Genomic DNA, 26,745 nt, shown 5'->3' with positions numbered 1-26,745 from the left:
TGGCAGAGAGAAGGTCCTAGCCGAGTTTACTGTTTTGTCACCCGCAACTCCATGCGTGAGTCGGCTAGGATGGAATTATGCTCATAGAGCGACATGGTCAGCACTGATCCCTGCAAGGTGGCTTCCAGGCTGGACATGCACCCGCAACCCCTCCCCGTCATAAGGAAGGACAGTTGGCTTCCTATGACATCTACCTTTATGTAGTTCTGGATGCGGCCGGTGGGCAACTCTACCGTCACATACACCTGGCTGTCTACCTCGGGGTTTCTGCCAATGGTCACCAGCACATTGGTGTACGCCGTGTCTTTCTGGGTGCCGCTTTTCGTATCCAGGTAATTTTCCTGCGCCGTACCTTTGTAGGTGCCTATAAACTTTTGCGGGAAGTCCAGGTCCTCTTCTTCCAACTCTTTTTCTGCGCAGGAAAAGAGAAGCAAAACCAAGGGCAAAAGATACCAGGTTGATCTTTGGAAGGCACGGAAGAGAAACATGGGCAACGTCGGTGATTAAGCAGAACGGTATACGTTCTTTACATAATGACAGCGAGCCACGGCTTTCCCCCTATCCTAAGACCAGGCCCCGCAGAACTTTGCCCGGGCCTCCAGAAACTCCTGCCACATCTCATGTAGGATCTCTCCGGCCGGTTGAATCTTCTGGACAATGGCGGCCGCTTGGCCAATCTCCAGTTCGCCTTCTTCCAGGTCACCCTCGTACATGCCGCGTTTGGCCCTGCGCGAGCCCAGCAGCTGAGCCAGTTCCAGGTTGCTGGCACCCCGGAGTTCAGCGGCTTTCACATCGTGGTAGAATTTGTTTTTGAGCAGGCGCACCGGTGTGAGTTGTTTTAGGGAAAGCTCCGTGTCGCCCTCCTGGGCGGCAACCACGCGGTCTTTGAAGCTTTGGTGCGCACTGGATTCTTCGCTGGCCACAAACCGGCTGCCCACCTGCACACCATCGGCGCCCAGGGCCAGCGCCCCGAAGATACCGGCGCCGTTCGCCACGCCGCCGGCGGCAATCAAGGGCAGACTCACCGCTTGGCGCACCAGCGGAATCAGGCAGAAGGTGGTGGTTTCCTCGCGGCCGTTGTGCCCTCCGGCTTCAAACCCCTCGGCCACGATGGCGTCTACCCCGGCTTCCTCGCACTTGCGGGCAAACTTCACGTTACTCACCACATGTATCACCTTGGCGCCGTTGTCCTGCAGCGTCTTCGTCCAGGTCTTCGGGTTTCCCGCCGAGGTCACCACCACGGGCACTTTCTCTTCCATGATGATCCTGAAATGCTCGTCCAGGTCTGGGTACAGCAGCGGCACGTTCACCCCGAAAGGTTTATCCGTGGCCTGTTTGCATTTCTGGATGTGCTCGCGCAGGACATCGGGGTACATAGAGCCAGCGCCAATGAGGCCCAGCCCGCCGGCGTTGCTCACCGCCGAGGCCAGTTTCCAGCCGCTGCACCAGATCATGCCGGCCTGGATAATGGGGTATTGGATATTGAAGAGTTGGGTGATTCTGTTGCTCATATGTATTGGAGTCTCACAGCAGATTAAGCCATTCCTGTGAACGTTTCAGAGAGTCATCTCTTGCTGCTGCGACTTTATTCTTTGATCTAAACGCAAGTTTTTGGTGTGCCTTGCACTACTTACGACGCATAAAGCACAAGCTGCATCATAGCGTTATTTATGGCTATAATGCTTTTGTTACTTTTGCTTTAGACAATTTTTTGATTGTACTGTCCTTGTCAAAACTCCAGACTACCAATGTATTCCCTTTAGCTATATACTCTTCAGGGTGAGCTTTGGTAGGTTTATTCGTGCTTCCCCAAAGTAATCCCGGTATAAAGGCATTGTCAGTGATATCTTGATCAAATATGAAGTACAGGATTGTACCCTTATCCTTGTTCTCTTCAAAAGATTGATGGCCTTTTTCAACAATTTTCCCCAGGATCATTGAATACATGTCAGGTTCCTGATAGAGAAGCGTCGCCTGGGTGGACTTACAAAGAAGCTTATCTGTTAGTTGATAAACAGCTGGTATTTCTTCTTGATCTAGCTTCAGAGGTTCAATTTTTTGGGCTTTGGAAGAAGAGGCAAACAAGCCCAAAAGTAAAATTAGAGGTAATAGTTTTTTCATTTCAATAGTAGACTCTTAATGGCTGAAATCAATTTCAGTGCTGTCGCCGATGTTCAGGCGCTGGCTCAGGCCTTTCAGCGCGGAGTCTGAACCCACCAGCGAATCTTCCAGCACGGCGTACCCCAGTTCGGCGTAGCCGCCAATGATGGAGTTGCGCACGATGGTGTAGTTGAGGATGGCGCTCTCGCCAATGGCCACGTTAGGGCCTACAATGGAATTGGAGATCTGCACGCCTTTGCCAATGCTCACCGGCGGAATGATGATGGTATTGGGGAACTCGGGGTACTCGGCGCGTTTGAATTCGGGACGGTTCAGGAGCGTGGCGTTGGCCTGGAGCAGCGTATCTTTGCGGCCGCAGTCAAACCATTGGTCTACGGTGTAGGAGACCATCTTTTCGCCGTGCTGGATCATGTGCATGAGGGCATCGGTGAGGTGGTGCTCGCTCTGCGTGCGGATGTCATTGACCACAATATGCTCCAGGGCCTCCACCAGTTTGGCCGGGTGTGCGATTTTGTACAGGCCCACCAGCGCCGAGTTTGACTTGGGGATCTTGGGTTTCTCAATCACTTTGGTGATAAAGCCTTCGCCGCCCATCTCCGCAATCCCGAACATGGTGGGGTTTTTTACCGATTTCACCGCCAGAATGGTGTGCTCTGCCGCCAGAAACTGCTGCATGTCTGCGTCCACAATGGTATCACCCAGCTGGATCAGGACCGATTCCTCGTTCCGGAAAGTTTCCCGCGCCGACCATAGGGCGTGACCCAGGCCTTCGCGCGGCTGCTGCACCACAAACTCGGCTTCAATATGCGGGTACTTGCGTTGCACGTAGTGCATAATCTTCTCGCCCAGGTAACCCACCACCAGCACAAACTGCGTGATTCCCGCCGCCTGCAGCCGCTCAATGATATGACCCAGAATGGCTTTACCGGCAATGGGAACCAAGGCCTTGGGTTGGGTGTGGGTGTGGGGCCGCAAGCGGGCGCCCATGCCAGCCACCGGAATTACTGCTTTCATACTACTTTCTAGAAGGCTTTTCACCACAAGCTACGGAATTCTTGTGGTTTTCCTGCACACCCGCCCAGCAGGGGAAAAGGAGAAAATCTGGCGGATAGGAAATTTAAATAGCGCTTTTTGAATATTTAAGCCGAACCTCCTTATCTTTAGTCGTCTGTTCTTCAGGCGCTTCTAGCCCGTTGCTTAGGCTCCCGTTTACCGGCTGTTTACAGGAAAACGGGGCAAAAACGCACATTTCTGTCGCGGTTGCGTATAGAGGGTGCCAACGGCTATTAATACGCAAGTAATTACCACCATTCTGAATAAACTACCTTCAACTATGAAAAAACTATTGCTTTACCTTATGGGTTTCGTGATTCTGGCCTCGCAGAGCTCCTGCGGATACAATGAAATGGTGCAGAAAGACGAGGCTGTCTCCAGCCAGTGGGCCCAGGTGCAGAACTCCTACCAGCGCCGCGCCGACCTGGTGCCTAACCTGGTGAACACCGTGAAGGGTGCTGCCAACTTTGAAAAAGAAACGCTGACCCAAGTAATAGAGGCCCGCGCCAAGGCAACCAGTATCCAGCTCAACGCCGATGACCTGACCCCCGAGAACCTGCAGAAATTCCAGGCGGCGCAAAGCCAGCTGAGCGGCTCGCTCTCCCGGTTGATGGCTACCGCCGAGGCCTACCCTGACCTGAAAGCGAACCAGAACTTCCTGGAGCTACAGGCCCAGCTGGAAGGCACTGAGAACCGCATCTCCGTGGAGCGGCAGAAATTCAACGGGTCGGTGCAGGACTACAACACGTACATCAGGGCTTTCCCACGCAATTTCTTCGCCGGCTGGTTCGGGTTTGAGAAGAAAGGCTACTTTGAGGCCGAGGCCGGTGCCCAGAAAGCCCCAACGGTACAGTTCTAGATTGTATCAAGTAGGACGTATCAAGTAGCAAGACTTTAGCTTTCTGTTTGGCGGCTGTTTTCACAAAAGCGGCCTCCAAACAGAAACTGCCATTGACTCAGGACTTATCACTCAAGACTCAGAACTCTCCACACCATGCCCCGCGACATCATTACCGAAGCAGATGAGGCCATCATAGTGCAGGCCATTCAGGAAGCTGAACGCAACACCTCCGGCGAGGTGCGGGTGCACATTGAAGACACCTGCGAAGGCGAGGTGCTGGACCGGGCCACCCAGGTATTTGCCTATCTGCATATGCACCAGACCAAGCTGCGCAACGGCGTACTGTTCTACGTGGCCATGAAAAGCCACAAGTTTGCCGTGCTGGGCGACGCCGGGATCAATGCCGTTGTTCCTAAAGATTTCTGGGTAGAGATCAACAAAATTGTCATCGCCGATTTCAAGGAGGGCAAGTACGCCGAGGGCCTCCGGAAAGGCATTACCATGGCGGGCGAGCAACTCAAAAGTTATTTCCCTTACGCCGGAGACCATAAAGATATCAATGAGCTGTCTGACGATATCTCCTTTGGTAAAAACCTGGACGAGAACCAAAAATAAATGAGAAAATCAATCTGGCTTCTGGGGATTTTGTGGCTGTTGGCATGGCCGGTACTGGCGCAGGATTTTCCTCCGCGCCCTTCTCCGCCGCGCCTGGTCAATGACCTGGCAGATATACTGAGCCCACAGGAAGAGCAGGCCCTGGAACAGAAGCTGGTCAACTACAATGACAGTACCTCCACCCAGATTGCCATTGTCAACATCACCTCCATTGGCCCTTATGATGTCTCTGATTATGCCTTCCAATTGGCAGAGAAATGGGGCATTGGCCAGCAGGGCAAAAACAACGGGATTCTCATCTTAACCGCCGTGCAGGAGCGCAAGATATTCATTGCCACCGGCTACGGCATGGAGGGCGTGGTGCCAGACGCCATTGCCAAACGCATCACCGAGTACACCATCAAACCCGAGTACAAGCAAGGCAACTATTACGCCGGCCTGGATAAAGGCACCAGCTTCATCATTGACGTGGCCAGCGGCGAGTATAAAGCAGATCCCCGGCAACAGCAAGGCGACGATGGCGGCGGTATTCCCTTCCTCTGGATTATCATTGGTATCCTGATCCTCATCTTCATCATCAGTCGCCGCGGTGGCGGGCGAGGTGGTCGGGGCGGCGGCATGCGCACCCTAGGCGGACCATTCTTCCCTCCCGTGATCTTCGGTGACTTCTCCGGCGGACGCGGCATCTTCGGAGGCGGCGGTGGCGGCTTTGGAGGTGGAGGAGGCGGTGGTTTCGGCGGCTTCGGAGGAGGTAGCTTCGGCGGCGGTGGCGCCGGCTCAAGCTGGTAGAAATGGTTTGGTTTCCGCTGTGGCGAAAAAGATATAATAGTAAAGCGATTTGAGGCTGTTTTTAAGAAAATGGCTCCAAATCGCTTTTTGTTTGCCTAGGAATTCTTTCCTGCCAGGAGACTTGAATTAACGCGGATTCCTCCTTTGAAAAAGAAAGCGAATGAGAATGCTAACTTTTCTAATCTCGTTTTCTCTGGTTCAAGTTTTTAACTTGGACCTACCATGGCCTGCAGTTTGCAACTGCAGTGAGGCGCTAGTCTCTAACTCGGATTCCTCGCGTTGTGCGGAGATTTAGCGGCAGCGCTCTCCGCACTTCCCGGACAGCCAATCTCCTGATTGGCGAATTGGCAGAGGTTCCAGTTGGAAGTATATCACCGTGTTTGGTGTTCCCAACGACCTCTACTCCCCTTCAATCCACTTACCACAGCTACCACCCACTTCCTTCCTTCCAAGCCTCTTGGCTGCAGCCGCGGTCTGCGGGCGTTTGTCACTTTTCTCCTTGATGAGAAAAGTAACCAAAAGAATCAAGAAGAAAAGAAACTCGCTGACGCTCAAACAGTCTTTTCTTCATTATGGTACCACCTGGCAAAAGCCTTTTGTTCCATAGTGAACTTACGCCATTGCCATTTGAGAAGCCATTGCCTGCGCTCGGCGGAGGTTGGGTTACGCACGCGCCCAACCTCCGCCGACCTGCATGGTCCTGCCTAGGTTTTAGAGCCGCTGCAATGCCTGCATCCTCCTGCGGACGAAGGTGAGATTAGACCTGCTATCCTTGTTACATTAGTCTAATTATGTAGAGACAAGGCATGCCTTGTCTCCAGCAGGTCCTCCGCAATAAACGGCAGCTACTGGAAACAACCATTAGCAACCGAAAGGGCACCCACAAGAGGTGCCCCTACAATCCTTACCGTATACCACTCTCGCCAGCCGTTGTTGGTGTTATCACCAACAACCAAAACTGTAGCCAAACCGCTTCCTGACGCATTCCAGAATTGCCGTTCAACTGCTTCCCTACGTTCAAAGCCCTGTAAAACAAGAAAGCCGATCCCTAAGGATCGGCTTTCTACTTATGCTGCTGCCAAAATAGCACATCAGCACATTAAAAAATTAGCACATTAAACTATGCGTTGCGGTTGATGCAGTTCAGGTCTTGGAAGGCTTCTTTGAGGCGGGCCACAAAGGTCTCTTCGCCGGCGCGTAACCATACGCGGGGATCGTAGTACTTTTTGTTAGGGCTGTCTTCGCCGGTTGGGTTACCAATCTGGGCTTGCAGATAGTCTCTTTTGCCTTCGTAGTAGTTTTTGATGCCGTCCCAGAATGCCCACTGCATGTCAGTGTCAATGTTCATTTTGATGGCGCCGTACTCAATGGCCTCGGTGATTTTCTCTTTCTCAGAGCCGGAACCGCCGTGGAATACGAAGTTCACTGGGTTGGCCTGGGTGCCGTATTTCTGCTGGATGAAATCCTGAGAGTTCTTCAGGATCTCGGGGCGAAGCTCTACGTTTCCTGGTTTGTACACGCCGTGCACGTTCCCGAAAGCAGCCGCCACGGTGAAACGGTTACTGATTTTGCCCAGTTCTTCGTAAGCATAAGCTACGTGCTCTGGCTGGGTATATAAGTGCGCGCTGTCTACGTCTGAGTTGTCAACGCCGTCTTCTTCGCCACCGGTTACGCCTAATTCAATCTCAATGGTCATGCCCATTTTAGACATGCGCTCAAAGTATTTGGCAGAGATTTCAATGTTTTCTTCCAGAGGCTCCTCAGAAAGGTCCAGCATGTGGGAGCTGAACAAAGGCTTGCCGTGCTGGGCGTAGAATTTCTCGCCGGCATCTAGCAGACCATCAATCCAAGGCAACAGTTTTTTAGCAGCGTGGTCAGTGTGGAGAACTACGGTTACTCCGTAAGCCTCGGCCAGTTGGTGTACGTGGTGGGCACCGGAGATAGCACCGGCAATGGAGGCTGCCTGTCCTTCGTTGCTCAGGCTTTTGCCGGCATAGAATTGGGCGCCGCCTTGGGAGAACTGAATGATAACGGGAGAATTCACCGCTTTGGCCGTTTCCAACACCGCGTTGATGGAGTTGGTACCAATTACGTTTACAGCGGGAAGCGCGAAGTTATTGTCGTTGGCGTACTTGAATAAGTCCTGCACCTCGTCTCCGTACAGAACCCCAGATCTAAATTTAGGCATGGATTTGCTAGTTTTGGTCTACTAGCAAAACTAAGTAATAAATCCGTTAGTTCTAAAGATTCTTGTTTCTGGTTAGTTTCTGGTACTCGCGTTCCACGGCATAGTCCTGGGTACTGTAGTAGGCATCATAGTAATTGAAGGCAAGCCCAATACCCCAGCCAAAAGACATCCAGGCTGGCCAGGGTAACCCCATATAAGTGTAATTCTGGTCTTTGGTAAAGAACCACACCAGCCACACCACCAGGTTAATCAGCAGGTATGTAAAGAGGTGCCGCCTGAAAGCCACGCGCTTTTTGGCCAGTTTCCATAAGAACTTATCTTTTTCTTCTTCCATCTGCTTTCCTATAAGCTTATTATATAGCAAAACATAAATATAATGCTTTAAGATTGAGATTTGCCTCTTTTCAGGTTGAAGTTTGTACAAATCCTACACATGGGGCCTGGTAACGCGCAAATGCAGACGTCCTTTACCTCTATGTCTACGAGAGTTAACCGCAAAACGGATTTTATGTTGGTAAAATGAAAAGAGGAGGAAAGCCAAGGGCCTTTTTAGCTTGTATATTAGTTCTTTGCGGGGCCACTAGCCAAACCCATGTACACGTGGACAGCAGTTTCTGGTTGTATGAATTACCAGAAGCAGTGTTAGTTCATCCAGAGGCAGAAGCATGGTGGCATCCCGTTTGGGGCTTGTTTTTTCAGAATCACATAAAAACGGCGGGCTTTAACTTTTTGCCTGATCCAGAGTTTATACAAGAGTCACCATTGCATACGCGCGGCTTTGCCCGTACCTTCGCTAACCTATGAGTACACCAGACAAACGCCTTTTTCTGCTAGACGCCATGGCGCTCATTTACCGCGCCCACTTCGCCTTCAGCAAGAACCCTAGAATCAACTCCAAAGGCATGAACACCGGGGCAGCACTGGGCTTCACCAACACCCTGGTAGACCTGCTTAACCGCGAAAAGCCAACCCACATAGGGGTTTGCTATGACGCCCCCTCCAAAACCTTCCGGCACGACAGCTTTGTGGAATACAAGGCCAACCGGCAGGCCATGCCCGAGGATATCTCCATCGCGATTCCGTACGTGAAGAAGATTGTGGAGGCATTCGGGATCCCGGGCATGATGATGGACGGTTTTGAGGCCGATGACATCATTGGCACGCTGTCTTGCAAGGCCGAGAAAGCCGGCTACGATGTCTTCATGATGACCCCCGACAAGGACTATTACCAACTGGTCACCGACCATGTGTTTGTCTACAAACCGGCCTTTTTGGGCAACGCCATTGAGGTGATTGACAAGCCCAAAGTGCTAGAGCGCTGGGAAATCAGCGATGTGAAGCAGGTCATTGACATCCTGGGTCTGCAGGGCGATGCCGTGGACAACATTCCGGGAATACCCGGAATTGGCGAAAAGACCGCTAAAACGCTCATCCAGCGCTTCGGGAGCGTGGAGAACCTGATCGCCAACGCGCATGAGCTCAAAGGCAAGCAGAAAGAGAACGTGGAGAAGTTCGCCGAGCAGGGCCTCATGTCCAAAGAACTAGCGACCATTCACCTTGATGTGCCCATTGACTTTGACGAGGAAGGTCTCCGCTATGATGGTCCGGACATGGAGAAACTGGCCGCGTTGTTTGACGAGCTGGAGTTCCGGCAACTGGCTACCCGCGTGCTGGGCACCGCCTCTCCGGCCGTTCCCAAACCTGTGAGCAATAAACCCACCGTGGGCAAAGGACTCAAGTCAGATAAACCTATGGGGCAGACCTCCCTGTTTGACATGCCCGCCGCCGAGACCATGGAGACGGCAGAAGGAACTGATGCAACTGCCGCCGGAGAGGATTATGCCCCCCGCGTAAGAAAGACCATTGATACCACGCTGCACGAATATCACCTGCTCACCACCCCCGAGCAACGGCAGCAATTGCTCAAATATCTAAAACTGCAGAAAGAGGTTTCCTTTGACACCGAGACCACCAGCATTGACGCCATCACGGCCCGCTTGGTGGGTATGTCGTTCTGCTACATGCCTGGCGAGGCTTACTATATTCCCGTGCCGCCGCACGATGAAGAAGCCGCCCGCGAGATTGTGCAGGAGTTCAAGGAAGTCTTGGAAAGCCCCACTATTACCAAGATAGGCCAAAACATAAAGTATGACCTGGTAGTATTACAGCGCTACGACATTGACGTGCAGGGACCGCTCTACGATACCATGCTGGCCCATTACCTGCTGGAGCCTGACATGCGCCACAACATGGACCTCCTCGCCGAGACGTATCTGCACTATACGCCCATCGCGATTGAGACGCTGCTGGGCAAAGGCAAGAACCAGCTCACCATGGACAAGTTGCCGGCCCTGCAGATCTACGAGTATGCCTGCGAAGACGCCGATATCACCCTGCAGCTCAAAAACTACTTTGACCCGCTTTTAGAGAAACAAGGCCTGAAACGCCTCTTCAACGATGTGGAGAACCCGCTCTTGCGCGTGCTGGGCCACATGGAGCGCGAAGGGGTAAGCATTGACGCCGAGGCCCTGGCCGAGTCTTCCATCGTGCTCCAGACCGATATCAAGGAGATAGAGCAGAAGATCTTCAACCTGGCCGGCATGGAGTTCAACATCGGGTCACCCAAACAGTTGGGCGAGGTGCTGTTTGACCGCATGGGCCTGGGTGGCAGCAAGATCAAAAAGACCAAAACCGGCCAGTACGCCACCGGCGAGGAGATTCTCTCCAAGCTGGCCTTTGAGCACGAGATTGTGCAGCTCATCCTGGACCATCGGCAGCTGACCAAGCTCAAGAGCACCTACGTAGATGCCCTGCCGCAATTGATCTGCACCGAGGATAACCGCCTGCACACGTCCTACAACCAGGCCGTGGCTGCTACTGGGCGTTTAAGCTCTACCAACCCCAACCTGCAGAACATCCCAATCCGGACGGAAAAAGGCCGCGAAATCCGCAAAGCGTTTGTTCCGAGGGATGAAGACCACGTGCTGCTCTCCGCTGACTACTCGCAGATTGAGCTCCGCATCATGGCGCATTTTAGCAATGATGCCACCATGAAAGAGGCGTTCCAGAAAGGGTTGGACATTCACGCTTCTACCGCGGCCAAGGTGTTCCACGTGCCCGTAGACCAGGTAGACTCAGACATGCGCCGCAAGGCCAAGACTATCAACTTCGGGATCATCTACGGTATCTCGGCCTTCGGGCTGGCAGAACGTCTGGCTATTCCACGCCGAGAGGCCGCCGAGATCATTGAGGCGTACTTCCAGGAGTTCCCGGCCGTGAAGCAGTACATGGACAGCGCCATCAACCAGGCCCGCGACCAGGAGTTTGTAGAGACCCTGCTGGGCCGCCGCCGTTACCTCAGAGACATCAACTCGCGTAACCAGAACATCAGGGGCTACGCCGAGCGAAACGCCATCAACGCACCTATCCAGGGCACGGCTGCTGATATCATCAAAATTGCCATGATCAACATTGACCAGTGGCTCCGTGAAGAGAAACTGGCCAGCCGCATGATCCTGCAGGTACACGATGAATTGGTGTTTGATGTGCTTAAGGAGGAATTGCCAATTGTGCAGCCTAAGATAGAGGACTTGATGAAGCACGCTTTCCCGCTGAGCGTACCTATGGAAGTTGGCCTGGGTACCGGCGAGAACTGGTTGCAGGCGCACTAAGCGTTTATAGGGCGTTTTTCCTGAAACAGGGGAGAAATAGATGCACATAAAACAGGAAAGGGAGCTTACGGGCTCCCTTTCCTGTTTTGCAATATTCAATTAACTCTATTTTACTTTGAAGGTAATGGTTTCTTTAAAGTCTATACCTCTGGGGTCTGTTCCTTCGCCGGTAAGGGTAAGGGTGCTGCCGTTGAGTTTCACCTTAAAGTCATTGTCTTCTCCATCTGAGGCTCCATAGCTGAAAGTCAAGGGGTATTCCCAGTCAAGTTTGTCATCCTGCAGCTGGTAATCCCCGTTTTCTTCCTTTTCACCGTCCAGGTAAATCATGTATTCTCCTTTACCGTCAAGTTTAAAGGCGATATCATCTGTGCCCACGGCATCAATGAATAGATCATATACGTTCGTTGGCTCATCTTCCCCGTCAAACAGGACTTCATGGTCATCCAGAAGCCAGGTTTTCTGGGATATCTGCGCTTCAAGGGTAGGCTCCGGATCGTCTTTGTCGTCTTTGCTGCAGGAAGAGAACACCAGGGTGAACGCGGCCAGGATGGTGAGGAGGTATGACTTATGTAACATGATGGATATCGGATAGATGGTTTAGATAAGAGATTAGATAAAGGATGTGGTTTGCCCATAAAAAAGCGTCACCAGGTGAACTGTGTAAGAGGTACCTGGTGACGCTTAAAGTATGGAAGATTATTGAGCCTTGAAGGTGATGTTCTCTGTCACTTTCACGCCTTGCATAGTCTCAGAGGTGGTAAGCTCAAAAGTATTGGCGTTGAGCTGCTCGATGGTGTAAGTGGCATTATCCTCTCCGTTTAACTGAGCCATTACAGAGAGCGGGAAGTTCCAGTCGATCTCATCATCGTTGACATCATAGCTGCCGTCAAACTCAGAATCGCCATCACTCTCTGTGGTAACAGAGAATTCGCCGTCGCCATCAAACTTCACGAAGATGTCTCCGCCGTAGTCTTCTTCCATTACGTCATAGTCATCCTGGCCGGCGGCCTTTACAATGTGCTCAGTTACTTTCCATTCGTGTTTTTCCAGTTGGCTTACATCTACTCTTGATTTTGGCTCGTCACCGTCATCGTCTTTGCTGCAAGAAGAGAACACCAGTGTGAAAGCTGCTAAGATGGTCAGAAGATAAGATTTTTTTAACATGATAGGGAGTTGATAAAGTGAAACAAACATGATTATAGGTTAGAAATAGGGTTAGAATTCTTTTTAACTACTGGCCTGGTCAACTCTAATTACATGCTTGCTTCTATGTGCCTGGTGCAATTTCATGTAGTTAAAGTATAATTGCCGTTTGTAGAAATAAGACCGGGCTTCTGCAGATAACCCCTATACAGGATTTCAGGAAAAGTAGACATCCTCACCCAACCTGGATTTTTGGCGAGTGAAACCGTTGAAAGCCGACCTGAATTAGATAGTTTATTTTAGAGAAATAACTGTGAGAGTGGGAGTTGTATGGCAATACCCTGGGGAAATCGCATTGTTTTCTGGAAAACGGCTTAAAAACAGAAGAGGGAGCCTGTTGCCGGGCTCCCTCTTCTGTTTTCAAGGAATATATATATTATGTACCTCTGGGGTTTACATGGTCTTCATGGTTACCGTGCCGTCAATATCAAAGCCGGAGACGTTCTGTTTGAAATCTGCGGAGAGGCTGGTAGCAGTAAGCTCTGTGATGGTCAGTTCCAGATCATTCACCGGCAGGCCAAAAGAAGCGCCTATGCCCGAAATCTGCAGCACATCTCCGTTCAAAGACCAGGTGCCCTGGGCCTCCTGCGGATCAGAATCATCACACTTGGTGGCTCCTTCGTTAACTACCAGCACGCCATTGTCCCTGAACTCAACATAGTTATCCTTCTGGCAATCTTCCAGATCGGCGTAGAAGTCTATATCACCAAACAGAGTGGAAGCCTCCAGAGCCGTTATCTGCCAGCGCTTGTCTTGCAGCATCTGCTCTTTAGAGGGTGCTTCGTCATCATCATCGCTACAGGCGGTAAAGAAAAGGGTACAGCAAAACAGGAGTAGAAGTAAAGGATAGTTTTTCATAAGCTCAGGTTTTAGATAGGGTGGTATACGAATATAAACTCTTTCGGACTGAAAACGAGGGATTTTCTAGACTAGTATAATGGCCCACCCAGGAGGCGAATAAAAAAGGCCAGCTGGTGGGCTGGCCTTTTCCTAAAATGAAAGTAGTTCTGGTTACGGGATAAGCACCGCCCGGAACTGGGTCACATCAATGGTAGGCACGGATGAACCGTATTTGGCATTGATGGCCTTGATCATCTCGTTGGCAATAATGGCGTATCCGCGCGGCGTTGGGTGCACGCCGTCAAGCGAGAACAGGTTACCTGTGATGAACGCCGGAGAATACGTAACACCGTTCATGCTGTAAGGTGTCTGAATGCTGTTGAAGAAAGTAAAGGCATCAAACACGGCCAGGTCATTGGCGGCTGCTACGTTCTTGATAATGTTATTGTATTCAGTTGTAGCAGCCTGGATCTCGGCTTGTTCTTCGGCATCCAGTACCAGGGCGCTTGGCAAGGGGTTCTCTGCACTTAAACCAAACATCTTGGTGGTATCCAGCTGGTAGTTCTGCAGCAGTCTTTTCAGCTCCTGGTCCATGGCTGCGGCATCTGAAGGATATTTCGCCTTGGCCTGGTCACGCCAGTATCTACCGGTTGGCTGACCTAACAAGCCCAGGTAAGCAGTGGAGGTAAGGGTAAACAAAGCTGACCCGGTAGAACCTACCCTGATGTCATTCTTGGCGATCACTGTCCGGTTGGCTGCGCTTTTGGTTAAAGCCACTACTGCAGGTACCGCAGCAGGCAAACCAGCCTTGAACGTAGGGCCTACCGTGGTAAAGAACGGTACCGAGCGCACATCCGGGATGGTAGCTACAATACCCTTGGCTGCTTTATTTCTGGACAAGCCAGCTGCCAGCTGAGAGTAAATCGCATTGAACGTAGCAGTTGGGGTAATGCCGCCAAACGGGTTGGCAGGATCTACCACACCGCCGGCGGTGGCGTAACCCAGCACATCGTTATTTCCCAGCCAAAGCGAGAAGAACGTAGGCTGAGTGGCTACCACCTTTTGAACGTAGCTTACCTGGCCCACTTCGGCATCTGATAACAAACGTTCAAAGTAAGGGTTCACACCACCGTATTGCGGCACAGCGCTGGCCAGGACAGAAATACCCGGTACGCCCCAGTTCTGGATAGCGCCGGTGAATTTGGTAAGACGGCGGCCGCCTGGTAGGGGAGCAACATCGGTGCGTACGGCCAGGTTAGTGGTCACCGGGGCCAGGATAGGAGCTCCGGTGGAGGAGAATCCACCTAAGCGAAGGTAACCAGAACCATTGGCTTGGGCCTGTGTGAACAGAGGCTGCACAAATTGGCCGCCGCCTACAAAGCTGAACTGGTTAGCCAGAATATTGGGGTAAGAGAACACCTGGCCTTCCAGGTAAAGGCCGTTGTCCTGGTAACCGGCGGTAAGGGAGTTTCCTACGGATACGTACTTGCTGAAATCCAGAGGACCTTTGCTAAGGGTAATGTCCTCCTCAAACTCGGGCTCGCAACCGCTGAATAAGAAAGCGGTGGAAAGAAGAGCGGCCGCGCCTAATCTATAGAATATGTTCTTCATCTTGTCTTGAAATTAAAACTTGTAATTGATGCCAACACCCGGAATGTAGGCTACTGACTTGAAAGTGCCGGCTACACCGCCAGACTTGCTCGCGTCATCGGTGCGTTCTTTCTTGTTGATGTACAGGAAGGAGGCGTCAAGGTCAACTTTATCGCTCAGGGCCAGGGTTAATCCGCCAGATACCCCTCTTGAATCAGAGTCTGGTGTCTCTGGGGTCAGGTAGCCTTCCTGTACCGGTGAGTTGTCATAGTAAGCGCCGGCTCTGACGGTGAAAATGTCAGACACCTTGTACTGGGCACCTACGCGGTAAATGAAAACGTCTTCGTAGTTGCGCGGGCTTTCAGAGAAGGTTTCTCCGCGTACCCCGGCATTGTAGTCAAAGCGCAGCGATTTGTAGGCGCTCCACTCTACGCGCTGCACATCAACGGCAAAGGTTAGGGCCTCTGTAGGTTTAAAGCCAATACCCAGGGTGATGTTGGCAGGCATAGGAAGGCTGGCGTCAAACTGAGTAGCCTGGAACTGACCCGCCACTAACGGTGAAGTAGGTAGCATGAAGGTCACATCGCCGTCTTTCACTTCCATCTCCACTTTAGAGCGGTAGGTAAGGCCCAGGGAGAGTTTTTCTGTAGGCTGGAAGAAAACGCCCAGGTTAAACCCGAAACCGCTCGCCGAACCGTCCAGTTCTACCCCGGCCTCATTGTAACTGGCGTCTGTCAAAGGAATGCTTCTTTGCAGGTTCACACTACCGGTTGAGTAAACAAATCCGGCTCCCACGCCCAGTTTCTCTGAGATGCGGTAGCTGATGGTAGGCTGAATGAAAATGGTTTTCAGGGTTAACTCATTCAAGCCGTAACGTCCCTGCCACTGGTTACCCCAGTTAACAGAAGAACCAAAAGGCGTGTACACCCCAATACCGAAGCGGAGCGGGCTTTCTTCTTTCCCAAAGGAAGCATACACCTGGAACGGGGTGCTGATGGGATTGTCTGTGGTGGACTCTGAGAAACCTGGAGAAGGTTCTCTGTAAGCTATTTTCGCATTCAACGCACTAACCCCCAACTGGATACCATTCTGCCGAAGGTGGGCCAGCGCTCCTGGGTTAAAGAAAATGCTACTTTGGTCCAGCGCCAAACCAGTGCCTGCGTGGCCCATGCCTATCTGCTTTTGCCCCTGTAGGTTAGCTTGGAACCCTCCGGCCTGGGCAACGCCCGCCGAGAGCACAGCACTGCCTAGTAAGGCTAAAAATTTACTTTTCATGCGTTCGCTAGTTAAAAATAAGTGTATTTGGTTCTTAAGGATTTGTTAATCAAATATAGATAAATAGAACTGATATTCTGATAGTGTTATGCATATCGCCATATTTTTTATAATTATTAATTATGATTTAGTGTGTGCGGTTTTGATCAGAAATATGCTATGGTATTTTTACAGGCCATCGGGGAGAATTTTCCTGTGTACCCACACGTGTGCGAGTCTTCCGGCTTAGCCATTAAGGCTCCTTCCTTAACCATAAGGGGGCTGTAAAATAAAAGCGGTTTATGACGTTGTGGTAAGTACGGTTTCCTTCAAATAATCCATAGGAAGGCAAAAGCCCTCTAAGAAAAAAATCACGCAGAAACCATCTCTTTTTTGCCAGATGCGTTTAGCCATGACTGGTTAAGAGATTTCAAGTATGTATGATGTATTGATTGTTGGCGGAGGCCCGGCTGGTCTTAGCGCGGCGATGCTCCTGGGGCGGTGTATGCGAAAAGTGGCCCTGTTTGATTCCGGCGTGTACCGGAACTCCTATTCCCATGCCATGAACGGTTTCATATCCCGCGACGGTACCCCTCCGGCCGAGTTCCTGCGCCTGGGCCGCGAAGACCTGGCCAAGTATGAAGTGGATATCAAACAGAAACGGATTGTACGGGTGACCAAAGAGGGTGACCTGTTCAAAGTGGAGGATGAAGAAGACCAGGTGTACCTGTCCCGGAAAGTGCTGCTGGCCACCGGTCTCTGCGACCGCTGGCCCAAGATACCCGGGGCCGAGCCCTTCTACGGCTCCAGCATCCACCATTGCCCTTACTGCGACGGGTACGAGTCAAAGAACAAGCCGCTGGCCGCCTACGGCAAAAACCGCGATGCCATTGGGCTCTCCCTTTCCCTGAAAACCTGGAGCAGTGACGTTATGCTGTTCACAGATGGCACCAACCGTCTTACCCGCGAAGACCGCGAGCTCCTGGCCCGTAACAAAGTGCAGATCAACACCGCAGCCATTGAAAGGCTGGAGGGCGAAGACGGGCATCTGCAGCGCATCGTGCTCAAGAACGGACAGGTGGAGAACCGCGAGGCTATGTTCTTCTCCACTGGCTCAGACCAGCACTCTGACCTGGCGCGGCAACTGCAGTGTGACTTCACCAGCAAAGGCGTGGTAAGAACCTACAAACACCAGCAAACCAATGTGCCTGGGCTTTACGTGGCCGGAGATGCCGCCCGTGACATGCAGTTGGTTATTGTAGCCGCCGCTGAAGGCACCAAGGCCGCCGTGGCCATCAATATGGAGCTGCAGAAAGAGTTCAGGCTGTAGCTCCAGGTACAGAAGCTTCTAATGCGCGTTTAGCGGCTGCTTTCACAAAACGGCCGCTAAACGCGCATTTTATTTGTGATCAACTTATTGATTATATTCCCGTTATGTGTAGGAAATGGCGTGAATTACCAGACGCTTTTTGTAACTTAACTATGTGCAAGACAAAATCGGCAAAGGTGGTTTGCAGGATGGCTGAGTAGTAGGTAAAATTGCCTTTGGGAAATGGACGAGCGGTGCTTCCCGGCACTCTGTGTGGCTTTGTGTAAGTAATCATTGCTTGCCATGCGAACAATATACCTCTCTCTGATCTTATGTGCCCTTGCCTTCAGATCATGGGCGCAAACAACCCTCACGCTCCCTCGCTGGACAGACTATTATGAATGGTACGGAAGCCAGGAAACGGGCTCTTGGGTACTTGCTTTCAGTAATTCCCATGTGTACAACACGCGCGGCCAGGAAACAGAACGCATACTTATTCAAGGTGATGTTGAATTACACAAGACCCGCCACACATATGGCGATTTTGGGTTACTGGAAACGTTGGAGCTAATTCCTGGTTCTGGAGGCTGGGTAGATGGCTCTAAGTCTACGTATGTGTATGATGCGCAGGGAAGGCTTATCAGCATAACGCAACAGGCAAAGGGCCTTGACCGCTCATCTTTTGTTAATACCTCCAGGGTCATGTACCAGTATACAGAAAATGACCTGAACCCTTCTGCCGTTCTGCGCCAGGATTGGGATGAGGTTAGCAATAGTTGGCTGGATGCAGAAAGGCACACCCACCAGGCCTGGTCCACAGATCAGAATAACCCCTTCAAGTTGCTTAGCCATGCCATTCAAACAGCCCCTGCACCCTTGGATGTTGATTGGGTGAATAATGAAAGACACGGCAACTCCTATGACCCTGCCACCAGAACATTAACTTATGTCCTTGACGTGCCATCCGGAGATGGCTGGGTGTCCCATTCACGTACCCTTACCAACTTTGATGCTCAAATGAACCCCACCCAAATACGGACGTACGAACAGGCCAACAATGCTTGGCGGTTCACGCTGGGGACAGAATACACGCTGACGTACAATGCTGAAAGTGTGCTTACAGAGAAGATCGCTAGAATAAGGAGAGCCGAGGGCGGAGAATTAGAGAATGGCTATAGAGATGTGTACTCAGACTTCCAGACCTTTATTGTCACTAAAGCTGCGGAGCAGTTGCCTGCGTCTTCTCTGGCGGTGTTCCCCAACCCCACTTCCGGTGACCTGAATATCACCTTAGCCGCCGCAGGCTTTAAGCAGGCCCAGGTCCAGCTTTTCAACCTGCAGGGAAAGAAATTGTATGAGGCCATGACCTCGTACCCTTCTATCAGTAAGGGGAACCACGTGGTTCCCTGTCAGCACCTGGGGGCGGGCGTGTACGTCCTGCGCATCCTCACAGACAACAATAAAGAGATTTCGCGCACGGTGGTGAAAACGAAGTAAACCAGCCTAAAGGTTTGGGAGAGAGAAAAGGTGCGTTTACGGGCTGATTTCTAAAAATCAGCCCGTAAACGCACCTTTTTTATGCAAGAGCCGGGCTGGGGAGAAGGGGTTCCGGAACCTGCTTTCAGATGAGTGTCCTAAAAAATACAAAAAAATTGGTAGTGCGGGTAGGGGTAGTCTTAAGGGTAACTGTCAAAGCTTAACAGGTTGGGTTCAAAGGTCTTAGCATAGCGCCAGGGAAGCGGAGGTAGTAGGGAGGAGAAAGTACGTGCTTTTAGAACGGAGGTCACCCAATGTCAGGAGTCTTAGCAATGAAACCTTTTATCCAGGAATCCTAAACCAAAAGCCCCATGAAAACACTTTACATTCTTGCTTTACTATGCGCCTTGTGCGTGAGCGCCTTCGCGCAGACTACCACCATAACCCTACCCCGCAAGACCCAATTCTACGTCTGGGATGCTGACGCCAATCCGGCAGCCTGGCAAGCGGTAAGCTCCTATACCACAACCTATAACTCCCGCGCGCAGATTACGGAACAGGTGTTGGCCACAGACGCAATAAATATGTCCCGCACAGTCAATACCTATGACAATTTCAGATTGACCGAGGCCGTGAACCAGAGTTGGGATATGCTCACCAGCACCTGGAAAACCGACTTCAAGTCTACCTACGCGTATGATGCCCGGGGACGCACCTCTACTATTACGTACCAATCCACCACCGGCGGCACCGGCCCGCTCTCCAACTCTGGTAAATCCATTTACCTGTACACTGGTAATGAAACCCAACCAAACACTATTGTGCACCAGGATTGGGACGCTACCACCAACACCTGGAAAGATGATGAGCGGGACACCAACTTTATGTGGACTTCTGAAGCCAGCAACCCCTTTGGGTTCATCATGTATGAAACCCAGCAATACGACGCCGCCACCAATACCTGGGTGAACGAAGAGCGCGTGAACACGTCCTATAACGCCACCACCAGAACCCTGGTCATGACCACAGAAGAGGCATCGGGCTCCACCTGGGTAAACAGTGACCGCGAAACCATTACCTATGATGACAAAAAGAACATAACGGGAATGCTTATCCAGGAATGGGAGAACAACGCATGGGCGTTTGATAGTGAGGTGCAGTACGTGCTTACCTACAACAGCAGCAACGTCTTGACCGAGAGAATCACCAGGATAAGAGAGACCGAAGGTGAAGCGTTGGAAAACTCCCTCAGAGAAGTGTTTAGCGATTTCCAGACCTTCAACATCATGAAATCTGCGGAGCAGTTGCCGGCGTCTTCTCTGGCCGTGTTCCCTAACCCTACCAACAGCAGCCTTAAAGTAGCCTTGAGCAACGTCTCTTTCCAGGAGGCCCAGGTAGAATTGTTCAACCTGCAGGGCGTGAAAGTGTACGGTGCCGCTATCTCGCAAAGATCCCTCACCAGCGGGGCGTACGTGATCCCTGCCGAGCACCTCTCTGCCGGCATGTACATTCTGCATATCAGAACAGATAACAACAAAGAAATCTCCCGCAGGGTGGTGAAGAACTAAGCAGACCAGTCATAAGCAAAAAGCCCGGAGCTTCTTTGAAGGCCCCGGGCTTTTTGTTGTGATGGAGGTTTAAGAACGCTTGATTCAGGTTTTGCTGGGCGACTTGCGCTTTTGCTGGGAGACCTTCCGGAAGACCCTGTCTGTTAAGCAGTATTCATGGCCTTCTACCAGCAGGTGCATGATTAGGTTCTCCACGGCAATAGGCTCGCCTTCCTCTACCTCCTCCAGGTTAGAGTAACGCACGTGGGAGCTGTCCATGATGGTGACCACCGCATTCCCGAAAACCTCTACGTGCTGCCCGCCTTTGATGATGATGCCGGTTTCCTCCCCTAAACCAATGCCTACAAACTGCGGGCGCTTGGAGACGGCATGGGCCAGGCGGCCAAAGCGGCCCCGCTCCGTGAAGTGGGTGTCAATGAACACGTTCTTGATAAAGGAAAGCCCCTCAGTGGTTTTTACCTCGCCTTTCAAAAGAGAGTAATAACCGTAGCCCTCGTAGATCATGCGGTCAGACATGGCGGCGGCTCCGGCGCTGGTGCCGGCAATGGTGATTTCCTCTTCTTTGAACCGGCGTTGCATGAGTTGGTGCAGTTGGGTGCCGGCCAGAAACTCTTTCAGCCGCAATTGGTTTCCGCCGGTGAAAAAGATCACTTCGGCTTTGCCGATGCGCGAAAGGTACTCTGGTTTATCTGCTTCGTTGTCTTCGTCAATGTGCATGAAGCGCACGCTGCTGCAGCCCAGCTCCTCAAACGCTTCTTTGTAGGCCTGCCCAGACTCCATAGGCTCCAGGGTGGCCGTGGTAATCACTTCAATATGAGAGTCAATGCTGCAAAGCTCAGAGCGGACCAGGTTGATAAGACCATCATCATCGCCGCCGCCCAGTGCTATTAGGGTTCCTTTGGGTACTTGCATAAGTTGGGAAATTAAATTTGGCTGGCTCTGTCAGGGCGAACCATTGTGGGGCGTGCCGTGGGCAAAACTACTAGAGGTATGAACGTAGCCTCCTGCACAAGGATGTCAAAATAGGACAGAAAATGGCAGGAAACAAGCTTTGCCAGCCTCGCCAAGGAAGGGTATGGCGGCAAACCCGCTGCTCCAACGATGTTGCCCCGGATACGTACCTGCTAGTGATATGAAGATTCAGCAATTTGAAGACAAAGGTCTGGCCCATTTCTCTTACATCGTGATGGATGATTCAGAGATTGCGGTCATTGATCCGGCACGGGACCCCAGGCCTTACGAAGAGTTTGCCATGATCCATGACGCCAAGATTGTCGCGGTTATTGAGACGCACCCGCACGCCGATTTTGTGAGCGGCCACCTGGAACTGTCAGAAGCCCGGCAGGCCAGTGTCTACGTGAGCAAACGCGCCGGGGCCAGATACCTGCACAAGCCCTTTGACGAAGGAGATGAACTGCGCATTGGAGGCGTGACCCTGCAGGCCCTCAATACGCCCGGGCACTCGCCAGACAGCATCTCTGTTCTGCTGCGCGATGAGCAGGGCCGGGAGCATGCCGTCTTCACCGGCGATACCCTCTTCATTGGCGATGTGGGCCGCCCGGATTTGCGGGAAAGCGCCGGCCATGAGACCGCCGACCGCGAGGAACTGGCCCGCCAGCTATACCAATCTACCCGCCAGAAACTCATGCCGCTGCCAGATCATGTGCTGGTGTATCCGGCCCACGGCGCCGGAAGTCTCTGCGGCAAAGCCATCAGCGAGGCCAAGTCCAGCACCATAGGAGACGAGAAGCGCACGAATCCCGCTCTGCAGGACATGACCGAGGACGAGTTTGTGGTCTATATCACCGCCGACCAGCCCTTTGTGCCCCATTATTTTGAGTATGATGTGCACCTGAACCAGAAAGGCGCACCCAAGTTCCTGACCTCGGTGAAGCAGGTACCCATCATAGAGCCAGACCATAAACTAAGCAAAGGTTGCCTTATCATTGACACGCGGCCCCAGAACCAGTTCAAGCAGGGGCATTTGCCCAAGGCAATCAACCTGCAGGAAGGCCCCAAATTTGAGACCTGGCTTGGGTCTGTGGTGAAGCCCCAGGAAGGTTTTTACCTTATCGCCGAGGACGAGGAAAAGCTGCGCGAGTTGATTGGCCGTACCGCCAGCATTGGTTACGAAGCTTTTATTTCGGGCGCGCTGCCGGTGGCCCCGCCCGGAACGGTGCAGTCGCTGGTGTTGGATTTGACCCAGTTCAGGGCCAATCCAGATGCCTTCACCATGCTTGACGTCCGGAACACGAACGAGGTGCGGGAGAAAAAGGTGTTTGCCAATGCCTTGGAGATACCGCTGCCTGAACTCCGCGACCGCTTAGACGAAATCCCGACAGACAAACCCATTGTGGTGCACTGCGCCGCAGGGTACCGTTCTGCCGCCGCTGCCAGCATTGTGGCCCAGGAAATCACCCAGGTACCCGTCTATGACCTGGGCGAAGCCATCACTGAATTTAACGGAGACAAAAACCAATAGCCTACATCCCAGCGTACCATTTGAGCACCCTATTTTGAAGCTGTTTTATGAAAAGCAGCGTCAAAACAGGGTGTTGCTTTTCCGGCTAGAATCACTGGTAAAAGACCAAGTTGGACCTCATGAAGCCTGAGTTTATCATCTTTGGAATAAGCCGTAGACCGAAGTTGCCAGGAAACGACAAAACCCTGGTTTTAGGGGAAAGTAGCTGGGTTTTAAGCTAAAATCTATAACTTCGGGAAAGGAGCCGTGCCTGATGAGGACAATTTACCCATGGAGTAGCACCTTAACAGGGCTTCTTTTTACGTTGAAATGACTCCGGGCTTATGCAGTCCGGGTCACCATTACTTGCTTATGCTTTCTTTTCCTCGGCTTTCGGGTCTTCTCCTTCTCCTTTTCTTTTTTGTTGCCTCGGCCTCGGGCCAAATCCTGAATGTAGAAAAAGCCCGGGTGGAGAAAGATACCTCTAACTATTTCACCGGCAAGCTGGGCGTTAACCTCAACCTGTTCAACCGCGCCGTGGGCAAAGAAGGCAAAACCGACCATTTCCTGGGGCTTACCGGCAACGGCAACATTGGGTACGTGTCTGACCGCAATACGTATCTGCTGCTGGGTTCTTACAATTACGTGCGCCTCAAGGGCGAGACGCAGGTAGAGACCGGTTACGTGCACGGGCGCGTGACCTTTAACCGGCAAGACCGCTTATCTTATGAAACCTACGCCCAGGCTCAATATGACTATAACCGGGGACTGGAGTTAAGGATGCTAGCCGGCGCCGGTATCAGGTTTGCGGTTGTCCGGAAAGACAATATCAGGTTCAACCTGGGCACCGGCCCCATGTACGAATATGAACGCTGGCATAACCTGGAAGAAGACCGGTACATCAACAAGAGCATCCCCAAACTCTCCAATTACGCCAGTATCCGGTTGCCTTTGAACCCGTTTCTGGAGCTGAGTACCATTCATTATTACCAGGTTGGCTATGACCGACCGGCGGGCATGGCGCGACACCGCTTCAGCGGCGATGTGTCCATCATCATGAAAATCAACAGCCGGTTCCAACTCACCACCAACTTCTCGCACACCTACGAGAACCGCCCCATTGTGCCCATCCCTAACTACCTGTACAGCCTCACCAACGGAATTCAGGTAAGTTTCTAAGATTCCCAATAAAATGAAGGATGCCTTTGTGCCTGCGCAGGGAATAAGGTTTTACAGTTGCTCACCTGCGGCGGGCCGGGGCGAAGGCCTACAGTGAGGCCGAGACACGGTCTGCCGCACGGATGAGCAATTAAAGTGGCAGTGGCCTGCGTGTACGATGCAACAGATAGCTTTAGCCAGGTGGTATCTTAAGTGAAGCCTCACTGTCCGAGCGTCAGCGAGTTGGAGGCTTCTTGATTCTTTTGGTTACTTTTCTCATCAAGGAGAAAAGTGACAAACCTTTAAACGGAGGAACAAGCGCGGGAAACAAGCAAGAAGGAAGTGAGAGGTAGCTGCACTTAGTGAATTGAAGGGTAGTAGAGGTTGTTGGTGAGAACACTAACCACGGGGATATCCTACCAACTGGAACCTCTGCCAATTCGCCAATCAGGAGATTGGCTGTCCGGGAAGTGCGGAGAGCGCTGCCGCTAACTCTCCGCACAACGCAAGTGAAATCCGTGTTTGAGGCTGGCGCCTCACTGCAGTTACAAACTGCAGGCCATGGTGGGTCCAAGTCATAGACTTGAACCAGAGAAGAGAAGGATTAGATATCTTTTTTAAGTCAATTTCCTCAAAACACCTTAAAAACAAGATTAGTCTTCTGCGCTGCCTCCGCGGCGGTTGGCTTTTTTCTGCCCCTGCTTCTGCTTGGCCAGGAGCCTTTTCTGCACAGCAGCTTTAGACGGACGGGTTTTCTTGCGGGGCTTGGGCCGGTGCAGGGCCTGTTCCAACACTTCATAGAGTTTCTGCACCACCAAATCCTTATTGGCCAATTGGCTGCGGTCTTCCTGGCTGGCTAGATGCAGAAAGCCTTCTTTGTTGAGGCGGGGCGCCAGTTTCTCTAAGAGCAGGTCTTTCTGTTCCTGTGTGAGCAAAGCGGAGTTATCGATGGAAAACCATACCTCTACCCTGCTGGCAACTTTGTTCACGTTCTGTCCGCCGGGGCCGCTGCTGCGCGAGGTCTGGAAAGTCAATTCGGGGGTTAGATCTGGGAGCATAGAAGCAATACGTAAACGCGCCGGGTCAGATGTTCTTTCTTGCCCTAGGAGACATTGGTGCGGGCCAAGCCATTCGGCGCTGATCTTTCAATCTTGGTTCAAGGCTTCCAAACCAAATCTCAAATTTAGGGAAACCATCTCCTAGATTAACTCCTGGGAAAACGGCTCAACTGGAGAAAATAAATGAAGTTTTCTGGCAGATAATACCCTGGAACTGCACGGGTGAACAAAGGCTGTTCATTTTTGGACAGATTTAGTCCGCGGGCGGACAGTTGTAAAATGGGTGTGTGTTATAATTACTTGATAATCAATTATTTATAAGTTGGCACACCTTTGGAAAAGAAAGTAATCAGAGCAGACAACCAAAAGTACAGTCACTGCATCTTTTAGTTGTAAGGGAACAGAAAAACAAAGTCCCGCGCTTCGCCAGGGAGGCCAATCCCACAAACCTAAAATGTAACTGTTAACCTTAAAAATTTAAAGCCATGAAAATCATCGTCTTATTATTCGCAATGTGTATTGGTTCTGGTTTGGCCTTGCAAGATGCCTTGAGCGGCCTTAACTACAAACAAGAAGTGATTTACATCAACCAAGCCGGAAAACGGATGCCTGGCCCTACCGCAGATGCCACTGTTCCGCAACCCAACACAGTGGCCTACGCCCCTACCGGCAAAGTGTCCTTCGGAGCGTAAAACACTGCTTTCTGTTTCAGGCCCGTTTTCCTTTATATAAGCCCGAAACAGCGCATAGGTCAATCAGGCTAGAACCAGGAGGAGGATTCTTTCTTTTTCTTCTTCTTTTTGTCTGACGGGCTGAAAATACCCTTGATGATTTGCCCCGGGGTGGGTGGCTTCTCCTTGATAATAACGTACCTGATAGAGAAGGCCCCACCCATGTTGAACCACTCCTCGTGCCGGAAATGGATGGCCGGTTTCAGATCGGCGGACAGCAGGAACGGGAGCCCGTTCACTTTATACTCTAGGCCCACAATGGCATCTACGCCGTAAATGGCCCCGTAATCTTTGAGGCGACCACCGTGCGCTCCGCCACCCAGATAGTAGTTGAAGCGCTGGCCCAGCATAGGAAAGTGCTGCTCGCCCAGAATGGTGGCGGTTATTTCCCGAGGAGAGGCGGTGACCAGGCCTTCAAGGGTGGTTTTTTCCAGGATTTTTTGTTGAATGGTAAACCCAAACTCATCGCTGCCAATCCTAAGGCCGGCAGCCGTCTTGTAGCGTTGGGCCAAGGCTGGCAAACAGGCCAGCAGAGAAAGGCAAAGCCCTAACAGAAATACTTTCTTCATGCGGTAAAGTACGGAAGAGAAAACCAAACAGCCGCCTCAAAGGCAGACAACACTCTCCAGCAGAACGGCCTTAAGGCAGGTTTTCTTTCACGAGGCTAGTATCATTTATAGGTAGCACAGCGGGTTGAGGTTGCACTATATTGAAAGTCAGCTTCTTTGCAAAAAGGAGCTTTTATTTTTACCTTAACTACGAAAAATTTCGTGATTAAATTTTCTTTTTACGAAAAGCTTCGTATAATTGACTACGAAA

General features: G+C 51.6%; 24 protein-coding genes. 10 read left to right on the top strand and 14 right to left on the bottom strand.

Annotation, left to right across the window (positions count from 1 at the left end; all coding sequences use genetic code 11):
* Positions 1–26: 26 nt before the first annotated feature.
* The 4 genes from J3P35_RS01500 to J3P35_RS01485 all read right to left on the bottom strand — a co-directional run bounded on the left by J3P35_RS01500 (position 27) and on the right by J3P35_RS01485 (position 3,135).
* A complete protein-coding gene (locus J3P35_RS01500) occupies positions 27–404 on the bottom strand; it encodes a hypothetical protein (RefSeq protein ID WP_210462378.1) in 378 nt (125 codons plus the stop codon).
* 159 nt (positions 405–563) lie between these two features.
* The gene (locus tag J3P35_RS01495) at positions 564–1,511 is read right to left on the bottom strand and encodes an NAD(P)H-dependent flavin oxidoreductase (protein ID WP_210462376.1); all 948 of its coding nucleotides are present in this window, start codon (positions 1,509–1,511) and stop codon (positions 564–566) included.
* Positions 1,512–1,674: 163 nt separating this feature from the next.
* Positions 1,675–2,121 carry a hypothetical protein gene (locus tag J3P35_RS01490; RefSeq protein WP_210462374.1) on the bottom strand — a complete coding sequence of 149 codons (447 nt, stop codon included), beginning with the start codon at positions 2,119–2,121 and terminating at the stop codon, positions 1,675–1,677.
* 15 nt (positions 2,122–2,136) lie between these two features.
* Positions 2,137–3,135, bottom strand: a complete 999-nt coding sequence (locus J3P35_RS01485) for a sugar phosphate nucleotidyltransferase (protein WP_210462373.1) — start codon at positions 3,133–3,135, stop codon at positions 2,137–2,139.
* Between the two features lie 319 nt (positions 3,136–3,454).
* Here J3P35_RS01485 and J3P35_RS01480 point away from each other — a divergent pair, with 319 nt between their 5' ends.
* The 3 genes from J3P35_RS01480 (at position 3,455) to J3P35_RS01470 (ending at position 5,419) form a co-directional block, all read left to right on the top strand.
* A complete protein-coding gene (locus tag J3P35_RS01480; protein ID WP_210462371.1) occupies positions 3,455–4,033 on the top strand; it encodes a LemA family protein in 579 nt (192 codons plus the stop codon).
* Between the two features lie 135 nt (positions 4,034–4,168).
* On the top strand, positions 4,169–4,630 hold the full coding sequence (locus J3P35_RS01475) for a TPM domain-containing protein (RefSeq protein WP_210462357.1): 462 nt from the start codon (positions 4,169–4,171) through the stop codon (positions 4,628–4,630).
* Positions 4,631–5,419 (top strand): TPM domain-containing protein, encoded by a 789-nt coding sequence (locus J3P35_RS01470; RefSeq protein ID WP_210462356.1) that lies wholly within the window; start codon positions 4,631–4,633, stop codon positions 5,417–5,419.
* A gap of 1,120 nt (positions 5,420–6,539) precedes the next feature.
* On the opposite strand, the gene fbaA is transcribed toward J3P35_RS01470, so the two are convergent.
* Positions 6,540–7,607 carry a class II fructose-bisphosphate aldolase gene (gene fbaA / locus J3P35_RS01465; RefSeq protein ID WP_210462354.1) on the bottom strand — a complete coding sequence of 356 codons (1,068 nt, stop codon included), beginning with the start codon at positions 7,605–7,607 and terminating at the stop codon, positions 6,540–6,542.
* A 52-nt stretch (positions 7,608–7,659) separates the two neighbouring features.
* Positions 7,660–7,941: a 2TM domain-containing protein gene (locus J3P35_RS01460; protein WP_210462352.1), complete on the bottom strand. Its 282-nt coding sequence runs from the start codon at positions 7,939–7,941 to the stop codon at positions 7,660–7,662.
* 466 nt (positions 7,942–8,407) lie between these two features.
* Here J3P35_RS01460 and polA point away from each other — a divergent pair, with 466 nt between their 5' ends.
* Complete coding sequence (polA, locus tag J3P35_RS01455) at positions 8,408–11,278, top strand: DNA polymerase I (protein ID WP_210462350.1); 2,871 nt, start codon at positions 8,408–8,410, stop codon at positions 11,276–11,278.
* A 105-nt stretch (positions 11,279–11,383) separates the two neighbouring features.
* Here polA and J3P35_RS01450 read toward each other — a convergent pair whose 3' ends face one another.
* The 5 genes from J3P35_RS01450 to J3P35_RS01430 form a co-directional block, all read right to left on the bottom strand.
* Entirely contained in the window at positions 11,384–11,854 is a 471-nt protein-coding gene (locus J3P35_RS01450; protein WP_210462348.1) for a hypothetical protein, read from the bottom strand.
* Positions 11,855–11,974: 120 nt separating this feature from the next.
* A complete protein-coding gene (locus J3P35_RS01445) occupies positions 11,975–12,442 on the bottom strand; it encodes a hypothetical protein (protein WP_210462346.1) in 468 nt (155 codons plus the stop codon).
* Positions 12,443–12,874: 432 nt separating this feature from the next.
* Positions 12,875–13,339: a lipocalin-like domain-containing protein gene (locus J3P35_RS01440; RefSeq protein WP_210462344.1), complete on the bottom strand. Its 465-nt coding sequence runs from the start codon at positions 13,337–13,339 to the stop codon at positions 12,875–12,877.
* A 153-nt stretch (positions 13,340–13,492) separates the two neighbouring features.
* Positions 13,493–14,932 carry an SGNH/GDSL hydrolase family protein gene (locus J3P35_RS01435; RefSeq protein ID WP_210462343.1) on the bottom strand — a complete coding sequence of 480 codons (1,440 nt, stop codon included), beginning with the start codon at positions 14,930–14,932 and terminating at the stop codon, positions 13,493–13,495.
* Between the two features lie 12 nt (positions 14,933–14,944).
* Positions 14,945–16,186 carry an OmpP1/FadL family transporter gene (locus J3P35_RS01430; protein ID WP_210462342.1) on the bottom strand — a complete coding sequence of 414 codons (1,242 nt, stop codon included), beginning with the start codon at positions 16,184–16,186 and terminating at the stop codon, positions 14,945–14,947.
* Positions 16,187–16,601: 415 nt separating this feature from the next.
* Between J3P35_RS01430 and J3P35_RS01425 the strand changes: the two genes are divergently transcribed.
* The 3 genes from J3P35_RS01425 to J3P35_RS01415 all read left to right on the top strand — a co-directional run bounded on the left by J3P35_RS01425 (position 16,602) and on the right by J3P35_RS01415 (position 20,518).
* Positions 16,602–17,495 (top strand): NAD(P)/FAD-dependent oxidoreductase, encoded by an 894-nt coding sequence (locus J3P35_RS01425; protein ID WP_210462341.1) that lies wholly within the window; start codon positions 16,602–16,604, stop codon positions 17,493–17,495.
* 282 nt (positions 17,496–17,777) lie between these two features.
* Positions 17,778–18,971, top strand: coding sequence for a T9SS type A sorting domain-containing protein (locus J3P35_RS01420; protein ID WP_210462340.1), 1,194 nt, complete (start codon positions 17,778–17,780; stop codon positions 18,969–18,971).
* Positions 18,972–19,321: 350 nt separating this feature from the next.
* On the top strand, positions 19,322–20,518 hold the full coding sequence (locus J3P35_RS01415) for a T9SS type A sorting domain-containing protein (protein ID WP_210462339.1): 1,197 nt from the start codon (positions 19,322–19,324) through the stop codon (positions 20,516–20,518).
* An 84-nt stretch (positions 20,519–20,602) separates the two neighbouring features.
* Here the strand turns inward: J3P35_RS01415 and J3P35_RS01410 are convergent, their stop codons facing one another.
* A complete protein-coding gene (locus J3P35_RS01410; RefSeq protein ID WP_210462338.1) occupies positions 20,603–21,430 on the bottom strand; it encodes a cyanophycinase in 828 nt (275 codons plus the stop codon).
* 220 nt (positions 21,431–21,650) lie between these two features.
* Between J3P35_RS01410 and J3P35_RS01405 the strand changes: the two genes are divergently transcribed.
* Together J3P35_RS01405 and J3P35_RS01400 are read left to right on the top strand one after the other, a co-directional pair.
* A complete protein-coding gene (locus J3P35_RS01405) occupies positions 21,651–23,000 on the top strand; it encodes an MBL fold metallo-hydrolase (RefSeq protein ID WP_210462337.1) in 1,350 nt (449 codons plus the stop codon).
* Positions 23,001–23,351: 351 nt separating this feature from the next.
* The gene (locus tag J3P35_RS01400; protein ID WP_210462335.1) at positions 23,352–24,158 is read left to right on the top strand and encodes a DUF481 domain-containing protein; all 807 of its coding nucleotides are present in this window, start codon (positions 23,352–23,354) and stop codon (positions 24,156–24,158) included.
* 632 nt (positions 24,159–24,790) lie between these two features.
* Here the strand turns inward: J3P35_RS01400 and arfB are convergent.
* On the bottom strand, positions 24,791–25,195 hold the full coding sequence (gene arfB, locus J3P35_RS01395; RefSeq protein ID WP_210462333.1) for an alternative ribosome rescue aminoacyl-tRNA hydrolase ArfB: 405 nt from the start codon (positions 25,193–25,195) through the stop codon (positions 24,791–24,793).
* Between the two features lie 485 nt (positions 25,196–25,680).
* Between arfB and J3P35_RS01390 the strand changes: the two genes are divergently transcribed.
* Positions 25,681–25,887, top strand: coding sequence for a hypothetical protein (locus J3P35_RS01390; protein ID WP_210462331.1), 207 nt, complete (start codon positions 25,681–25,683; stop codon positions 25,885–25,887).
* Positions 25,888–25,955: 68 nt separating this feature from the next.
* Here the strand turns inward: J3P35_RS01390 and J3P35_RS01385 are convergent, their stop codons facing one another.
* On the bottom strand, positions 25,956–26,495 hold the full coding sequence (locus tag J3P35_RS01385; protein ID WP_210462329.1) for a hypothetical protein: 540 nt from the start codon (positions 26,493–26,495) through the stop codon (positions 25,956–25,958).
* Positions 26,496–26,745: the final 250 nt, after the last annotated feature.

The sequence above is a fragment of the Rufibacter roseolus genome (genome assembly GCF_017916365.1).
GTDB lineage: Bacteria > Bacteroidota > Bacteroidia > Cytophagales > Hymenobacteraceae > Nibribacter > Nibribacter roseolus.
Note: the sequence above shows the minus strand (reverse complement) of the source record. Positions and strands in the feature narration are given on the sequence as shown.

What these genes read in the sequence shown, in the direction of transcription:
- J3P35_RS01485 (WP_210462373.1), bottom strand. Translation starts at nt 3,135, where the DNA reads ATGAAAGCAGTAATTCCGGTGGCTGGCATGGGCGCCCGCTTGCGGCCC.
- J3P35_RS01460 (WP_210462352.1), bottom strand. Translation starts at nt 7,941, where the DNA reads ATGGAAGAAGAAAAAGATAAGTTCTTATGGAAACTGGCCAAAAAGCGC.
- J3P35_RS01435 (WP_210462343.1), bottom strand. Translation starts at nt 14,932, where the DNA reads ATGAAGAACATATTCTATAGATTAGGCGCGGCCGCTCTTCTTTCCACC.
- J3P35_RS01420 (WP_210462340.1), top strand. Translation starts at nt 17,778, where the DNA reads ATGCGAACAATATACCTCTCTCTGATCTTATGTGCCCTTGCCTTCAGA.
- J3P35_RS01495 (WP_210462376.1), bottom strand. Translation starts at nt 1,511, where the DNA reads ATGAGCAACAGAATCACCCAACTCTTCAATATCCAATACCCCATTATC.
- J3P35_RS01400 (WP_210462335.1), top strand. Translation starts at nt 23,352, where the DNA reads ATGCTTTCTTTTCCTCGGCTTTCGGGTCTTCTCCTTCTCCTTTTCTTT.
- fbaA (WP_210462354.1), bottom strand. Translation starts at nt 7,607, where the DNA reads ATGCCTAAATTTAGATCTGGGGTTCTGTACGGAGACGAGGTGCAGGAC.
- J3P35_RS01475 (WP_210462357.1), top strand. Translation starts at nt 4,169, where the DNA reads ATGCCCCGCGACATCATTACCGAAGCAGATGAGGCCATCATAGTGCAG.
- J3P35_RS01415 (WP_210462339.1), top strand. Translation starts at nt 19,322, where the DNA reads ATGAAAACACTTTACATTCTTGCTTTACTATGCGCCTTGTGCGTGAGC.
- J3P35_RS01385 (WP_210462329.1), bottom strand. Translation starts at nt 26,495, where the DNA reads ATGAAGAAAGTATTTCTGTTAGGGCTTTGCCTTTCTCTGCTGGCCTGT.
- J3P35_RS01405 (WP_210462337.1), top strand. Translation starts at nt 21,651, where the DNA reads ATGAAGATTCAGCAATTTGAAGACAAAGGTCTGGCCCATTTCTCTTAC.
- J3P35_RS01410 (WP_210462338.1), bottom strand. Translation starts at nt 21,430, where the DNA reads ATGCAAGTACCCAAAGGAACCCTAATAGCACTGGGCGGCGGCGATGAT.
- J3P35_RS01470 (WP_210462356.1), top strand. Translation starts at nt 4,631, where the DNA reads ATGAGAAAATCAATCTGGCTTCTGGGGATTTTGTGGCTGTTGGCATGG.
- J3P35_RS01445 (WP_210462346.1), bottom strand. Translation starts at nt 12,442, where the DNA reads ATGTTAAAAAAATCTTATCTTCTGACCATCTTAGCAGCTTTCACACTG.
- polA (WP_210462350.1), top strand. Translation starts at nt 8,408, where the DNA reads ATGAGTACACCAGACAAACGCCTTTTTCTGCTAGACGCCATGGCGCTC.
- J3P35_RS01480 (WP_210462371.1), top strand. Translation starts at nt 3,455, where the DNA reads ATGAAAAAACTATTGCTTTACCTTATGGGTTTCGTGATTCTGGCCTCG.
- J3P35_RS01430 (WP_210462342.1), bottom strand. Translation starts at nt 16,186, where the DNA reads ATGAAAAGTAAATTTTTAGCCTTACTAGGCAGTGCTGTGCTCTCGGCG.
- arfB (WP_210462333.1), bottom strand. Translation starts at nt 25,195, where the DNA reads ATGCTCCCAGATCTAACCCCCGAATTGACTTTCCAGACCTCGCGCAGC.
- J3P35_RS01440 (WP_210462344.1), bottom strand. Translation starts at nt 13,339, where the DNA reads ATGAAAAACTATCCTTTACTTCTACTCCTGTTTTGCTGTACCCTTTTC.
- J3P35_RS01490 (WP_210462374.1), bottom strand. Translation starts at nt 2,121, where the DNA reads ATGAAAAAACTATTACCTCTAATTTTACTTTTGGGCTTGTTTGCCTCT.
- J3P35_RS01425 (WP_210462341.1), top strand. Translation starts at nt 16,602, where the DNA reads ATGTATGATGTATTGATTGTTGGCGGAGGCCCGGCTGGTCTTAGCGCG.
- J3P35_RS01450 (WP_210462348.1), bottom strand. Translation starts at nt 11,854, where the DNA reads ATGTTACATAAGTCATACCTCCTCACCATCCTGGCCGCGTTCACCCTG.
- J3P35_RS01390 (WP_210462331.1), top strand. Translation starts at nt 25,681, where the DNA reads ATGAAAATCATCGTCTTATTATTCGCAATGTGTATTGGTTCTGGTTTG.